General features: G+C 63.4%; 14 protein-coding genes. 6 read left to right on the forward strand and 8 right to left on the reverse strand.

Annotation, left to right across the window (positions count from 1 at the left end; all coding sequences use genetic code 11):
• Positions 1 to 28: 28 nt before the first annotated feature.
• Complete coding sequence (locus tag BLR35_RS04785) at positions 29 to 2,002, forward strand: 3-hydroxyacyl-CoA dehydrogenase/enoyl-CoA hydratase family protein (protein ID WP_090378122.1); 1,974 nt, start codon at positions 29 to 31, stop codon at positions 2,000 to 2,002.
• A 116-nt stretch (positions 2,003 to 2,118) separates the two neighbouring features.
• On the opposite strand, the gene BLR35_RS04790 is transcribed toward BLR35_RS04785, so the two are convergent.
• The 7 genes from BLR35_RS04790 to nikR form a co-directional block, all read right to left on the reverse strand.
• A complete protein-coding gene (locus tag BLR35_RS04790) occupies positions 2,119 to 2,892 on the reverse strand; it encodes a methyltransferase domain-containing protein (RefSeq protein ID WP_090378125.1) in 774 nt (257 codons plus the stop codon).
• A gap of 12 nt (positions 2,893 to 2,904) precedes the next feature.
• Positions 2,905 to 3,510, reverse strand: a complete 606-nt coding sequence (locus BLR35_RS04795; RefSeq protein WP_090378128.1) for an OsmC family protein — start codon at positions 3,508 to 3,510, stop codon at positions 2,905 to 2,907.
• A gap of 229 nt (positions 3,511 to 3,739) precedes the next feature.
• A complete protein-coding gene (locus BLR35_RS04800) occupies positions 3,740 to 4,564 on the reverse strand; it encodes a helix-turn-helix transcriptional regulator (RefSeq protein WP_170830964.1) in 825 nt (274 codons plus the stop codon).
• 204 nt (positions 4,565 to 4,768) lie between these two features.
• A complete protein-coding gene (locus BLR35_RS04805; protein ID WP_090378131.1) occupies positions 4,769 to 5,920 on the reverse strand; it encodes an acyl-CoA dehydrogenase family protein in 1,152 nt (383 codons plus the stop codon).
• Positions 5,921 to 6,018: 98 nt separating this feature from the next.
• Positions 6,019 to 6,399 carry a hypothetical protein gene (locus tag BLR35_RS04810; protein WP_244510185.1) on the reverse strand — a complete coding sequence of 127 codons (381 nt, stop codon included), beginning with the start codon at positions 6,397 to 6,399 and terminating at the stop codon, positions 6,019 to 6,021.
• 161 nt (positions 6,400 to 6,560) lie between these two features.
• Positions 6,561 to 6,935, reverse strand: coding sequence for a cupin domain-containing protein (locus tag BLR35_RS04815; RefSeq protein ID WP_090378137.1), 375 nt, complete (start codon positions 6,933 to 6,935; stop codon positions 6,561 to 6,563).
• Between the two features lie 72 nt (positions 6,936 to 7,007).
• Positions 7,008 to 7,436, reverse strand: coding sequence for a nickel-responsive transcriptional regulator NikR (gene nikR, locus BLR35_RS04820; protein ID WP_090378140.1), 429 nt, complete (start codon positions 7,434 to 7,436; stop codon positions 7,008 to 7,010).
• Positions 7,437 to 7,580: 144 nt separating this feature from the next.
• On the opposite strand from nikR, the gene BLR35_RS04825 reads away from it, so the two are divergent.
• The 3 genes from BLR35_RS04825 (at position 7,581) to BLR35_RS04835 (ending at position 11,702) form a co-directional block, all read left to right on the forward strand.
• On the forward strand, positions 7,581 to 8,366 hold the full coding sequence (locus BLR35_RS04825; protein ID WP_090378144.1) for a creatininase family protein: 786 nt from the start codon (positions 7,581 to 7,583) through the stop codon (positions 8,364 to 8,366).
• 99 nt (positions 8,367 to 8,465) lie between these two features.
• Positions 8,466 to 11,165, forward strand: a complete 2,700-nt coding sequence (locus BLR35_RS04830) for a PAS domain-containing protein (RefSeq protein ID WP_090378147.1) — start codon at positions 8,466 to 8,468, stop codon at positions 11,163 to 11,165.
• 75 nt (positions 11,166 to 11,240) lie between these two features.
• Positions 11,241 to 11,702, forward strand: a complete 462-nt coding sequence (locus BLR35_RS04835; RefSeq protein WP_090378150.1) for a hypothetical protein — start codon at positions 11,241 to 11,243, stop codon at positions 11,700 to 11,702.
• On the opposite strand, the gene BLR35_RS04840 is transcribed toward BLR35_RS04835, so the two are convergent.
• A complete protein-coding gene (locus BLR35_RS04840; protein WP_090378153.1) occupies positions 11,687 to 12,364 on the reverse strand; it encodes an O-methyltransferase in 678 nt (225 codons plus the stop codon). The genes BLR35_RS04835 and BLR35_RS04840 overlap by 16 nt on opposite strands.
• A gap of 144 nt (positions 12,365 to 12,508) precedes the next feature.
• Between BLR35_RS04840 and BLR35_RS04845 the strand changes: the two genes are divergently transcribed.
• Both BLR35_RS04845 and BLR35_RS04850 read left to right on the forward strand, forming a co-directional pair.
• Positions 12,509 to 12,964 (forward strand): ArsR/SmtB family transcription factor, encoded by a 456-nt coding sequence (locus BLR35_RS04845; protein ID WP_090379685.1) that lies wholly within the window; start codon positions 12,509 to 12,511, stop codon positions 12,962 to 12,964.
• 78 nt (positions 12,965 to 13,042) lie between these two features.
• Entirely contained in the window at positions 13,043 to 13,918 is an 876-nt protein-coding gene (locus BLR35_RS04850) for a hypothetical protein (RefSeq protein WP_090378155.1), read from the forward strand.
• Positions 13,919 to 13,943 lie beyond the last annotated feature (25 nt).

The following is a 13,943-nucleotide window of genomic DNA, read 5'->3' on the forward strand; positions in this document are numbered from 1 at the left end:
CAAACCGGTGCCCATCGCATGTTTGCCCATGGAGCTCGAAGACATCAACACCGTCGCAGTTCTCGGTGCTGGAAACATGGGCCACGGTATCGCGGAAGTCGCCGCGATGGCTGGCTACGACGTGAACATGCGCGACATCAAAGAGGAGTTCGTCCAGGACGGCTACGACCAGATCGAGTGGTCGCTGGGCAAACTCGCCGAAAACGACCAGCTCAGCGAGGACGAAGCTGACGCCGCTCTCGAGCGCGTCACGCCGCTGGTCGACATGGAGGAAGCGGTCTCGGACGCCGACGTCATCATCGAGGCCGTCCCCGAGAAGATGGAGATCAAGAAGGACGTCTACGGCGACGTCGAGGAGCACGCCCCCGACCGCGCCATCTTCGCGACGAACACTTCGAGCCTCTCGATCACGGAACTCGCGGACGTCACGGACCGCCCCGAGCAGTTCTGTGGTATGCACTTCTTTAACCCGCCGGTCCGGATGCCGCTCGTCGAGGTCATCTCCGGTGCCGAAAGCGCCGAGGAGACCCTCGACGTGATCGAGGATCTCGCCGATGACTTCGGCAAGTCGCCGGTTCGCGTCCACAAGGACGCGCCCGGTTTCATCGTCAACCGCATCCTCGTTCCCCTGATGAACGAGGCCTCCTGGCTCGTCTCCGAGGACGAGGCGACCATCGCCGAGGTCGACTCGACCACGAAGTACGGCATGGGACTGCCGATGGGGAGCTTCGAACTCGGTGACCAGGTCGGCAACGACGTCAGCTACCACGTCCTCGAGTACATGCACGAGGTACTCGGCGACGCCTACGAGCCCGCGCCCCTGCTCGAGGAGAAAGTCGAGAACGAGGAACTCGGCAAGAAGACCGGCAAGGGCTTCTACGACTACGAGGACGGCGAGGGCGTCGACATCCCGACCGACGAGCAGTCCGAACTCGTCGAGGAGCGTCTGCTGGCTTCGATGGCAAACGAGGTCGCCAAGCTGATCGGCGGCGATGTCGCCCCGCCCGAATCGATCGACGAGGCCGTCCAGCTCGGTGCCGGCTTCCCCGACGGTCCCGTCAAGCAGGTCGACGAGTACGGCCTCGACGACTTGCTCTCCGTGCTCGAGGAGGCCTACGAGGAGACGGGCCACGAGCGCTACGAGCCCGCCGACTTCCTCGCGGAACGCGCCGACGAGGGTGGCTTCTACGAGAGCGACGAAGGCGACGACGGCGTCGACTTCGAGGCAATCCGCATCGAGTACCCCGGTGACATGGTGGGCCACATCGTCCTCGACCGCCCACACCGCATGAACACCATCAGCGACGAACTGCTCGAGGAGCTCTCGGCTGCGGTCGACCTGCTCGAGGAGGACGACGAGATTCGCTCGATCCTCGTCACCGGCGAGGGCGACAAGGCCTTCTCCGCTGGCGCTGACGTCCAGAGCATGGCCGGCAGCGGCGCCGACCCGATCGAGGGCCAGGAGCTCTCCCGTGCGGGCCAGCAGGCCTTCGGCGAACTCGAGTCCTGTGAGATGCCCGTCGTCGCCGGGATCGACGGCTACTGTCTCGGTGGCGGGATGGAACTGGCGACCTGTGCGGACATGCGCGTCGCCAGCGAGCGGTCGGAGTTCGGCCAGCCCGAACTCGACCTCGGCCTGATTCCGGGCTGGGGCGGCACCCAGCGACTCAAGCACATCGTCGGTGAAGGCCGCGCGAAGGAGATCATCCTCACCGCGGAGCGCTACGAGGCCGAGACGATGGCAGACTACGGCTTCGTCAACGAAATCGTCGACAACGACGACCTCGAGGACCGCGCGCTCGAACTGGCGACCGACCTCGCCGGCGGCCCGCCGATCGCCCAGAAGTTCACCAAGCGCGCCTTCCTCGCCGGCCGCGACGACACCGACGCCGGCCTCGAGTACGAGGCTTCCGCGTTCGGTCACCTGATGGCGACCGACGACCTCATGGAGGGTATCACGGCCTTCATGGGTGACGGCGAGCCGAACTTCGAGGGGAAGTGAGGCGAGCGTCGAAAGACGAGCGCAGCGAGTCTTTCGGAAGGGAGCCGGAGTTCGAAGGCAAGTAAGCGACTCGACCGAGGATCGGACAGTCGCTCAATTTCCCGTTTTGTTCCCTTTCAGTCGCGTTTTCGGGCACTTAGCGAGATGCTTTTCACGCCGTACTTCTGACAGGCGTTCGCCGCTCGCTCGGAGGTGAACTCGTAGTCTGTGTTTTCCTGGACCATGGAGACGTCGAAGCTGGCCGTCTCGACCATGTCGGTGTAGCGATCGACCTGTTCGGCACCACCGATGCAGGCCGCCCACAGGTCCGCATCGCTCTTGATGCTCTCCGGCAACTGTTCGGCGCTGATGATATCCGAAACGGCGAGTCGGCCTCCGGGACGCAGCACTCGAGCGGCCTCCTCGAAGACTCGCTCTTTCTCGGCGGAGAGGTTGATCACGCCGTTCGAGATCACGACGTCGAACGATTCGTCTTCGAACGGGAGGTCTTCGATGTATCCCTGGCGGAACTCGACGTTGTGAAATCCGTTCTCCGCCGCGAGGGTTCTGGCCTTCTCGACCTGTTCTGGAGTCATGTCCACGCCGGTGACCGTTCCGGTCTCGGTTACGTGCAGGCCCGCGACGAACGCGTCCATCCCCGATCCGCTCCCGAGGTCGAGCACCGTCTCGCGCGGTTCGAGGCTCGCCAGTTCGAAGGGATAGCCGACGCCCGCGAACGACTCGATCGCCGCGTCCGGAACGTAGTACAGGTCGTCGGGGTCGTAGCCGAGGCGTTCGGCGAGTTTCCGACCGGTCTCGAAGTGAAACTCCGCGTCGGCGGTTTCTGCGACGTCGCGATACATCGACTTGACCTCGTGTTCGAGTTTCTCCGTGTCGAGTGATTCGTTCATCGAACTCACCGGTTAGTCGTCGCCCGTCACCTGAGCGGGCGTATTGATGGTCATTTCGACGTCTTGATCGAACGAGAGGAGTGTGTAGACGGGTGCTCGGCGCGCCCACTCGTCGATCAGTTCTTCGTCGAGGTCCGCACCGTCGATCTCGATTTCGGCAGTCAGATTCTCGAAGACCGAGTCGGACGCTTCGAGCCCTTCGAGACTGAACAGCACCGCCGGATCGAAATCAGTCCGGACGCGCGTTCGGAGGTCGTCGATCTCGACGTTGTTGGCGGCGGCGTTGATGCTGATACCGACGTTGATACAGGCAGCGAGGGCCGACAGCGCGACTTCGATCGGTTCCATCCGGTCTGTCGCGCCGATCCATCCGCCAGCGTCCAGTACTTCCTTCCAGCCGCCGTATAGAAGCGTGTACTCGCGGGTTTCGCGACTGATCGTCTCGCCACCGAGGTCGTAGCTGTCGATCTTTGCCAGGCTGTGTGCGGCCGTCCCCTCGTAGGTTGCGGACGCTCCGAGGCCAAACTGGACCGCTTCTGGCTCGTTCGCTGCATGTTCGGCGAACCCCTCGAGCGTTTCGAGGTCGATACCGTGTGCAGTTTGTTGATCGTTAGTCATTCTCGTATCACTTCCCGGCGAAAGAAGCTACGAATCCGACAGTGTTGTAGCTATTTTGTGACGTTTCGGCAGTCACTGCCGATCTTGCACCCCCTGCAACCGAATCGACGGTTTCCAGTCGATACACCGAACTCCCTTCTCGTGGACTCGTCCGGTCTGCTGTACCGATTTTCCGGAGAACTGCGACTCGTTCTGCGGTTGCGCCGTCGGTGACTGACAGCAGTCCGTACTACTCGACGATCTGTTGTGGGTCGACCGGCCGAGCGTCGGACGTGTAGCTCTCGTATACCGACTCCGCCCACTCGCGGACCACCGGTACGTCGGTATCGATCACTGCCTGAACCGTGCCGCTGTCCTGCTCGTAACAGCTGATAGCGACGCGCTCGTCGAGGAGACCGGTTCCGTACTGTGGCAGTTTGTCGTGCTCCAGAACCGTGAAATTGTCCTGTTGCAGCATCTCCGAACTGCGATCCGGGTACGTCGAGAGAAAGTACGTATGGCAGTTCGGCCGGTCGATCAACGTGACGTCCACGCCGTCGTCGATCAGTCGATACAGGAGGTCGAGACAGGGCTCCATCAGCGCGACCTCTGGTCGAAGAAATCGTAACGTGGTCGTCGTCCGGAGAAGCGACTCGAATCGGTTCACCGGACGATACGGAGCATCGGGCTCGGCAGTGGTTACGGTTAGATCCGCCCACGCCTCGGTCGAAAGCTCGCTGATCTCGTCGGGGAGCCAGTCCCAGACGTCACGCAACTTGCGCTCGGTCTCGACCCGTTCGATCAGGTCCTCCATTCCGGCCGCGATAGCCTCTCCCAGCCGAGTCGCCAGATACTGGTAGCCGTCCTTGCGGATCCAGACACGATCATCGAACTCGTCCAGCGTCCGACGCATCGTCGACGAGGAGACGCCAGTCAACTCGCAGAGCTCGGAGCGACTCCGGGGCCGTTCCGTCAGTGCGACGAGCGCCGGGATGCGGTGTTCGGACCGTGCGAGATACGCGATATCACCGGTTGGCGAGTCGCTAGGATAGTGGCGTGCGTTATCAACGCCCATGTTACTCGTACGCGGAGAAGTACGAAAACTATTGGGCTAACTCTTGTGGCGGTCGATGGATAAAGCCGTGAAACCGGTCGATGGAATCCAGCGAGCGACGTATCGTACGGACCGCTGTCAGTCATCGTCGATGCAACCGCAGGACTGTTCGCGGTTGCATCCGCAAATCGCTACAGCAATCCGTCTCAGCACGCCCGACACGTGCTACGGCGCCTGCCCGTAGATCAGGTTCCGCTGGATCTCGTTTGCCCCTTCGTAGATGACCGGAATGCGGGCGTCGCGATAGGTGCGAGCGATCCGTCGCTCGTCGAGAACGGAGCGGCCACCGTGGAACTGCATCCCTTGCTCGGAGACGCCGACGGCAGTCTCGGTCGCCTTCGTCTTCGCCATCGCAGCCCAGTAGCCGGCGTTCTCGCCCTCCTGAACTTTCTCGCAGGCACGCCAGGCCAGCGCTCGAGCGCTCTCGAACTCGAGTAACATATCGGCGAGACCGTGCTGGACGGCCTGGAACTCGTTTATCGTCCGGCCGAACTCCTCGCGGTCGTGGGTGAACTCCCAGGCTTCCTCGAGGGCGGCCGCGGCGATGCCGAGTCCGTGGCCGGCGACGACGACTCGGCCGTGGTTGAAAAACTCCGCGAGCATCCAGAACCCCGCGCCCTCGGTGCCGATCAGGTTCTCCTCGGGGATCCGGCAGTCGTCGAACTCGACGTGGGCCTGCTTCGAGGCGCGCATCGCCATCTTCTCGGGGATGTGTTCGGCCTCGTAGCCGTCGGCGTCGGTCGGGACGATGAACATCGAGTGGTTGCCGTACCGGTTCTCCTCGTCGTCGCCCGTGCGGGCGTAGAGGGTGATCCAGTCGGCCTCGACGCCGTTGCCGATCCAGTACTTCTCGCCGTTGATGACCCACTCGTCTCCCTCCTTTTCGGCGCGCGTTTGCATCCCCGCGAGGTCGCTTCCGGTGTCGGGTTCCGAGACGGCCAGTCCCGAGAGCTGGTCGCCCTCTGCGACCGGCCGGAGGTACTCCTCGCACTGCTCGTCGCTGCCGTACTCGTAGGTGATCTCACAGCCGAAACTCGCGAGTTGCAGCGTCAGCGCGATACCGGCGTCGGCCCGGTAGAACTCTTCGGTGATTGCGAGCAACTGGGGGAGGTCGAGCCCGCGGCCGCCCCATTTCTCGGGGATGTCCTGGGCGACGAGGTTCGCCTCCTGGCCGGCTTCGAGGATCTCGTGGGGGTACTCACCCGAACTGAAATACTCCTCGGCGTTCGGACGGATGTGCTCGTCGGCGAATTCGCGGGCTTCGGCCTTTATCTCGTGTGCGTTCTCCGGGACGATGCTGTCGTCGAGTGGCTCCATACCTCTCGGACCACGTCCAGCCGAAAATAGTCGGGGCCGTCATTGAAAGCCGTGAGAATCGGGACACTCGAGTTGACTCTTCGATGTACGAATCGACGTCACCGGAGCAACTGGATTAGTTCCTCTTCGTCGGCGGACGCGTCGATCTGTCGGTCGAGTCGATGAATGTCCCAGGCGACGTCGCTGACGAGATGGACGTAGAGAACGACACCGGTAAGGATCGCGAGGGAGACGCTCGCGACGGCGAGGAAGGCAACGAAGACGCCAGCGATCAGGAGGTGGCTCAACAGCCTCGAGAGGACGCCGACGTCGCCCCGGCCGAAGATTCGACTCTGGTCCGCGACGGCGGCGGTCGGGTTCTGGAGACAGAATCGGACCGCGTCCCAGCGACCGGTCTTGTAGCGTGCGATCAGGAAGTGATCGAGGTCGATCAGGACGCCGACTGCAATGCCGTAGCCGACGAGAACGACGGTCGGCACGGTGTAGCCCAGGACGGTAATCGGCGACAGAACGACGGCGAGCGCGGCCGCGACGACGAGGGACGCGACTGCGTGGTGTTTCGAATAGATCGGTACTCACCTGTGCTCGAGGTCGACGTCGACGTACTAAATCGTCCCGCCGTCTCTCACGGCAGTTCCCCTCACCCTGCAAAGCCCGAGAGCAACCACTCGTCGCCCTCCTCGTCGTCCGCGATACTCGGTGCGCTGACGAGGACGAACGCGCTCTCTTCGTCGCCGTTGCGGATCTGTCGGGTCGACTCCGGCGGAATCGAGAGCGCGTCGCCGGTCTCCATCTCGACGGGTTCGTCGTCGACGACGACCGTCGCCTCGCCCTCGATGAGGACGTAGACCTCCTCGTGGTCGTTGTCGGTGTGGTCGTGCGGTTTGCTCTTCCAGCCCGGGTCACAGCGAGCGACGGTCACGCCGACCTGATCGGTCTCGAGTGGGTCCGACAGGAAGTGCATCGCGCTCGAGACCTGGTCGACGTCCTCGTAGTTGACCTTTCGATAGCTCATACCACTACTTCGGCAGGAGGGCAGTAAAACTAGGCTCTCGCGTCAGACGTTACCGAGGGTTCGACGAACGGATTATCGGCCCTGTGCGATCGGATCGAACTCGTCGACCGGGATGACCGAGTAGTCGACCGTCAGCGCGTCCTGGGTCGCGCGGATCTTGCCGACGAACGTCGAGATGTCCTCGAGTTCACCCTCGAGCACGAACAGTTCCATACAGTAGTGGTCGCCGACGTGGCTGTGGAAGTTCGAGGCGACGAGGTCCTCGTGTTCGTGGCGCAGGTGCATCATGCGCTCTTCGACGCTGGTGGTCTCGTAGTCGAACAGGACCGTGACGATCCCCATCAGTTCTCGATCCTCGAGTCGGGTGTCCTCGAACTCGCCGAGCAGGTTCCGGGAGGCCTCGCGGACGACCTCGCTGCGGCCGGTGTAGCCGTGTTCGTCGGCGAACTGGTCGAGTCGCTCGAGGAGTTCGTCGGGCATCGAGACGCTTACGACTGCCATATAATAACTCGGCCGCCATCGACTATTAACCTTTACTATCTTTTTCGTCTTCGCAGGGTGAACGGTCCGGGAACCGGGCCGAGAACGGCTTCGACGAGCGATCGGAGCACACAACGTTTTGCGGCTTCATCGAGAGATGGGAGTATGTACCTGGCAGATCGGACCTGGCCGGAACTCGCGGAGACGTCCGAGCAGTCACTCGCCGTCGTTCCGCTGGGATCGACTGAACAACACGGTCCACACCTCCCGGAGGGGACCGACCACATGATCGCCGAGGCGCTCGCACGCGAAGCGACCGACAGGGCCGGCGTCCTCTGTACCCCGCCGATCCCGATCGGCGTCAGTTCCCACCATCGGCAGTTCCACGGCACGCTGTGGGTCGACGCACCAGTCTTCCGGGACTACGTCGAGAGCCTCTCGCGGAACCTCACCTACCACGGAATCGACCGCATCGTCTACGTCAACGCCCATGGTGGCAACGTCGCCCACCTCCGCGAGGTCGGCCGCAGGCTGCACGAGGACCGGACGGCCTACGCGGTCGAGTGGATGTGGAACGAGTCGATCCCCGACCTGATCGACGAGGTCTTCGAGACCCCCGGCCCCCACGGCGGCCCCAAGGAGACCGCGATGATCATGCACATCGCCCGCGAACTCGTCCGCGAGGACCGCCTCGAGGACGCTCGCGACGGTGGCGTCGTCTTCGACTACGACGCCGAGCGTGTTCACGGCGCAACCACGTTCTACGACGCCATCGAGAACAGTCCAAACGGCGTCTTCGGCGACCAGACAGAAGCGACGCCCGAGATCGGAAAGCGGCTGTTCGAGGCCGCGACCGACCAACTGGTAGCCCTGCTCGAGTGGCTCGAGGCCCAGCCGCTCGAGGACCTCCTGCCGGAGCCACACGTCGAGTCGCGGGCCGGGAAGCGATAGGGCGGCCGTCAGTTCGAAACTCCGTAAATTCTCGTCGATTCCTGTAAATTACTGCCGTCCGACGGTGGACTTATCCGCTCGAGAGCCGTGATACGGCCAATGAGCGAACGGACGGAGCCGTCCGATACGGAGTCGGGATTCTGGACGGCCGGGGACGAGGAGACCGTACTCCAGTCGTTCCGGACGCTCGTCGAGACGATCGACGGTGGTGTCTTCCAGCTAGACGAAACCGACCGACTCGTTGCAGTCGACGATACCCTTCTCGAGGCGACGGCCTACGCCCGCGAGGAGTTACTCGGGGAGCACGTTTCGACGCTGCTGACGGAGCCGAAACGACTCGAGCAAGTGCCGGCAGCGGGAGTCAACGAGGCCGCGTCACTCGAGGTCACGATACTGACCGCTGCGGGGGAGCCGATCTCCGCGACGCTTCGGTTGAAGGATCTGGACGGCGAAGGGGTCGACGGCGCTATCGGCGTGGTGCGAGACCTCGCGGAGTCTAACGAGCGAGCGGGATCGATCCCCCCGATCGAAGCCGCGACGACGGTACTGGACGAGGCGGACGTCGGCGTCTTCGTTCTCGACGCGTCGTTCGACGTCGCGTGGATCAACGAGCCGACCGAACGGTACTTCGGTCTCGAGCGATCGGCCGTACTCGGCCGGGACAAGCGTCGGCTGATCGAGGAGACGATACAGGAGCGGGTCGCGGAGCCGGACGCGTTCGCCGAGACCGTCACGGCCACCTACGACGACAACAGCTACGTCGAACGCTTCGAGTGTCGCGTCACACCCGACGAGGACCGCGAGGAACGATGGCTCGAGCACTGGAGCAAGCCGATCGAGCACGGCCGCTATGCCGGCGGCCGGATCGAACTCTACTACGACGTCACCGACCAGCACGAACGGTTCGTCCAGTTACGACGGCTGAACGAGGCCATCCGTACGTGGCTGGACCGGGATTCCCGGGAGGCAGTCGCGGACGTCGCGAGCCGACACGTGCGAAATATCCTCGGACTTGAGATCAACGCGATCTACCTCTACGACGAGGAGACGGCGACACTCGAACCGGCGGGCTGGTCGGATCCGGCCGAGGAACTGATCGGCGACCATCCGAGGTTTTCAGAAGGTGAGGGGATTGCCTGGCGCGTCTTCGAGTCCGGCGAGTCACGGATTTACGACGACGTCACGGCCGACGCTAGCGTGTTCAACCCCGAGACGGTGATTCGAAGCGAGATCTGTCTCCCAATCGGAGAGCAGGGGGTCCTCCTCGCCGGATCGCCGGAACCGGCCGTGTTCGACGAGGGCGACCTCTCGCTTGCGAACCTCGCCGCCTCGACCCTCGAGGCGATTTTCGATCGGATTCGGAACGAACGCATGCTCGAATACGAACGCGACCGGGTGGAGGAACTGCTCGAGACCGAGGTGAGCGAGGTGTTCGGCCGCATTTCGGACGGTTTCTACGCGCTCGACGAGGACTGGCGATTTACCTACGTCAACGAGCGCGCCGAGGAGTTGCTCGGCCACTCGAGCGAGGAACTCGTCGGGAACGTCATCTGGGACGTCTTCCCGGGTGCAACCCGGTCCGATCTCATGGGGCGATACCACGAGGCGATGGCGAGCCAGGAACCCGTCTCCTGGGAACGCTACTCGCAGACTCTCGACATCTGGATGGAGATCCAGGCGTACCCCTCCGAGAGCGGACTGTCGGTGTACTTCCGTGATATAACCGAACGCAAGGAGAATCGGCGCAGACTCGAGGCCAGCGAGGAGCGCTACCGGACGCTCGTCGAGAACTTCCCCGACGGCGTCGTCACCCTGTTCGACGACGAGTTGCGGTATACGGCCGCGGGCGGCGAACTCCTCGACGAACTCCAAATCGGCGACGGGGTGACGGTCGGCCAGACGATCTACGAACAGTACCCCGACGAGTTCGCCGCGGAGATCGAACCACAGTTCAGGGCCGCACTCGAGGGCGAGGAACGGTCGTTCGAGGTCAACTATCGCGGCCGGGTGCTGTCGGCCCACACGCTTCCGATCACGATCGGCGGATCGGTCGACGCGGGCATGCTCGTCGTCCAGGACGTCACCGAGCGCCACGACTACCACCGACAGCTCGAGGCGTCCAACGAACGACTCGAGCAGTTCGCCTACGCCGCCTCCCACGACCTCCAGGAGCCCCTGCGGATGGTCTCGAGCTACCTCCAGTTGATCGAGCGCCGATACGAGAACGACCTCGACGACGATGGACAGGAGTTCCTCGAGTACGCCGTCGACGGCGCCGAGCGCATGAAAGAGATGATCGACGGCCTGCTCGAATACTCCCGGGTCGAGAGTCGCGGTAAGCCACTCGAGCCGGTCGATCTCGAGTGTGTTCTCGAAGATATCCGGGAAGACCTCGCGTTACAGATCGAGGACGCGGACGCCGACGTGACGGTCGAGTCGTTGCCCCGGGTGCTCGGTGACGCCGGTCAGCTCCGGCGACTGTTCCAGAACCTGTTGTCGAACGCGATCGTTTACAGCGGTGACGAACCGCCAGTGATCCAGGTCTCGGCCGAACGGGTTGGCGACGACTGGGCAATTACAGTCCGCGACGAGGGGATCGGTATCGACCTCGACCAGCAAGAACGGATCTTCGAGGTGTTCCAGCGACTCCACAGTCAGGAAGAGCAGCCGGGAACTGGAATCGGGCTGGCGCTGTGTCGACGGATCGTCGAGCGTCACGGCGGCGAGATCCGCGTCGACTCCGAACCCGGCGAGGGATCGGCGTTCGTGGTGACGTTGCCCGCGGTAGATGGGGTGTAGCGTGCCCTCCTCTTTCACACCTGTTCGCTGTGCCGACAAGTATATACCCGATCGCCTATATGTCCCGCCAAGGCGGTGCACGTCGTGATCCAGGCCACACACAGTTCGGATCGACTCCCGCTCGCCGTATCGTTCGCCTGCTTCGTCGTCGCGGGCGGTACGACCGCAACTACCGATGCGACCGTTCCGACCCTCGGAGCGACGGCGGTCGCGATCGGGGCGGTCTACGCGCTCGCGCTGTACGCGAAAGCGGTCACCCGGCGAACGCTCGCACAGCTATCGATCGCGTTCTGGATCGCGTTCATCGCGGTTGCGGGGCTTCACGCAGTCGGCCTCGGGACCGTCGGCGCGACCGTTCCCGGCCCAGCCGAGACGATCGCGTTCTCGCTGTCTGCGATCACGTGGGGAACGTTCCTGACGGCCTGTGGCTCGACCGCGTTCCTCGCGGCCCGCGAGTACGGTGCCTCGGCCGGATCCCACGTCGAGGCCGACGAACAGGTTCTCGAGGGTGAAACCTCCGACTACTCCACGCGGTAACTGACTGCGATCCCTTCTCCGAGCGGTAACAGGACAGTCTCGAACGCCGGATCCGTCGTGACGTGTTCGAGGTAGTCGGCGATCCCTTCCGTATGTTCGTTGGCGTCGATTTCTGCTGCCGTGGCGTCGGTCTCGATCAGTTCCTGCAGTTTGTCGAACTCGATGATCCCCGCAGCGATAGCGTTGTCCGCGACGACGACGCCACCCGTCGGAACCTTCTCCCGGACGGCCTCGAACGCTTCGACGTACCGGTGTTTCTGGTGGTCGATCAACGTCACGTCGAACGGACCGTCGTATCGATCGATCGCCTCGAGCGCGTCGCCGAGTTCGTACTGCGCGAGGTCGTCGTAGCCGCCCTGGGCCATGTAGTCGCGGGCCATCTCGAGTTCGTCCTCGTCGACTTCGGTGAGGACGATCTCGCCGTTTTCGGGCAACGCCTCGGCGAACCAGTACGCGGAGTAGCCGTAGCCGGAACCGAACTCGAAGATCCGCTCGGCGTCGGTCAGCCGGGCCAGCAGTCGGAGGACGCCGCCAACTTCGGGCCCGACGTGGGGGAATCCCTCCTCGCGAGCGTACTCGTCCATCTCGGCGAGCGTCTCGTCGGGGTCGGGTCCGACGGTCCGTACGAACTGCTCGATCTCGTCGCTGAGGACGTCGACCATACGTGAGGATAGACGGGGCGGCGTATCAAGTTCCGGGACGAGAACGACTCGAGGGGATGGCCTCCCGTCCGACGTTGGTCGGTCAAAACTCGTTTTGACCGTCACGACCCTCTAAGTTCGATCGGGTATAAAGCCATGCCAGAGATGGGACGTCTCCTGCCGACGACACCCGACGCGACGATCGAGCGCAGCGAGGAGCCACGGTTGCTGTGTATCGACGACGAGCAATCGACGCAGGTTCTCCAGGCGCTTTCCTCGGATACCAGCCAGCGGATATTCCGAACGCTCAACGAGGAACCCATGACGCCGCGGGACGTCGCCGACGAACTCGACAGTTCACTGCAAAGCGTCGGCTACCACCTCGAGAACCTGGAGGAAGCAGGACTCATCACGGTACTTGACACCTGTTACTCGGAGAAAGGCCAGGAGATGAAGGTGTACGGCCCACCCAGGGAGCCACTGGTGCTCTTTTTCGGTCCGTCGGACGATCAGCCAGGACTGACTGCGGCGTTCGAGCGGTTTGCTGGCGCGATCGGACTTACGGCTGTCCCGCTGGCCATCGGTCAGGCGCTCGCGCGGCTGTTCGGTGCCGACGAGTGAGTTCGAACCAGTCGATCACTCGACGCACGGATCGGTAGAAACAGTGAACTGAATTGACGCCGGAGCTACAGGTATTCCGTGCAGCCAGTCAAATGCGCCGAGGACGTCGACGGGTGCGATTGTCTCCGGTGTCGAGACCTCGAGGGGGACGTCGTCCGTCGATCGGTCGGCGACGACGCTCTCTGGGGGAGCAGACTCCTTCGTTCGTATCCATCGCTCGTCGCGTTCGCCGCTGTCCTCGCGGCCGCAGAGAGCGCCCGACAGCTGTTCGATCTCACACTCTCGGTCCCCGTCGTCGGAGAGTTGTTCGAAATCCCGCTCTTGCTCGTCGGCCCGTTCCTGGTGTTCCGTGGCTACATCGTGGCGGTAACGGTCAGCGCACTGAGAGGGGAGTCGTCGCCGGCGAGCGGGTCGATTCTAGGGTATACGGTCTACCGACTCCCGGCACTCGTCGGTGCGACGCTGATTCAGGCCGCTATCGCACTCGTCGCGGTCGCCGTGGCGGTACTCGGTGTGATCGTTCTCGGCTCGATCGCCATCGGCATCAGCGAAGCGTTCGCCCTCGATTTCGTCGACGGGACCGTGTTCGGGCCCCTGTTCTCGGGTGTCTCGGGCACTCTTCTCTTCGGTTCCGTCGGGTCCGCGTTCCTGTTCAAGTTCTGGCTCGCACCGGACATCTGCGTCGCCGGCGGCTACGGTCCGGAGCGGGCGCTCCGACTGAGCTGGGCGATCACCGCTAGCCACACCCGTCGGCTCCTGCTCGTCGTCGCCGGGTTCGCACTGACCATCTTCATCCCGCTCGTGATCGGGCGAGGACTCACGACACTCACCAGTCAGCACCTCCTCGAGACGCCGGGAATAAGCGGCCTCGGGCTGTTCGCACAGTCGATCCTGTACGTTCTCTGGTTCTCGATCGGAACCCAGATTTACGTTCGTAGCGTCCTCGAGCGGTGATTCGGACGGTCCGAAACGAGGTTCG

The sequence above is a fragment of the Natronobacterium texcoconense genome (assembly GCF_900104065.1).
GTDB classification, from domain to species: Archaea; Halobacteriota; Halobacteria; order Halobacteriales; family Natrialbaceae; genus Natronobacterium; species Natronobacterium texcoconense.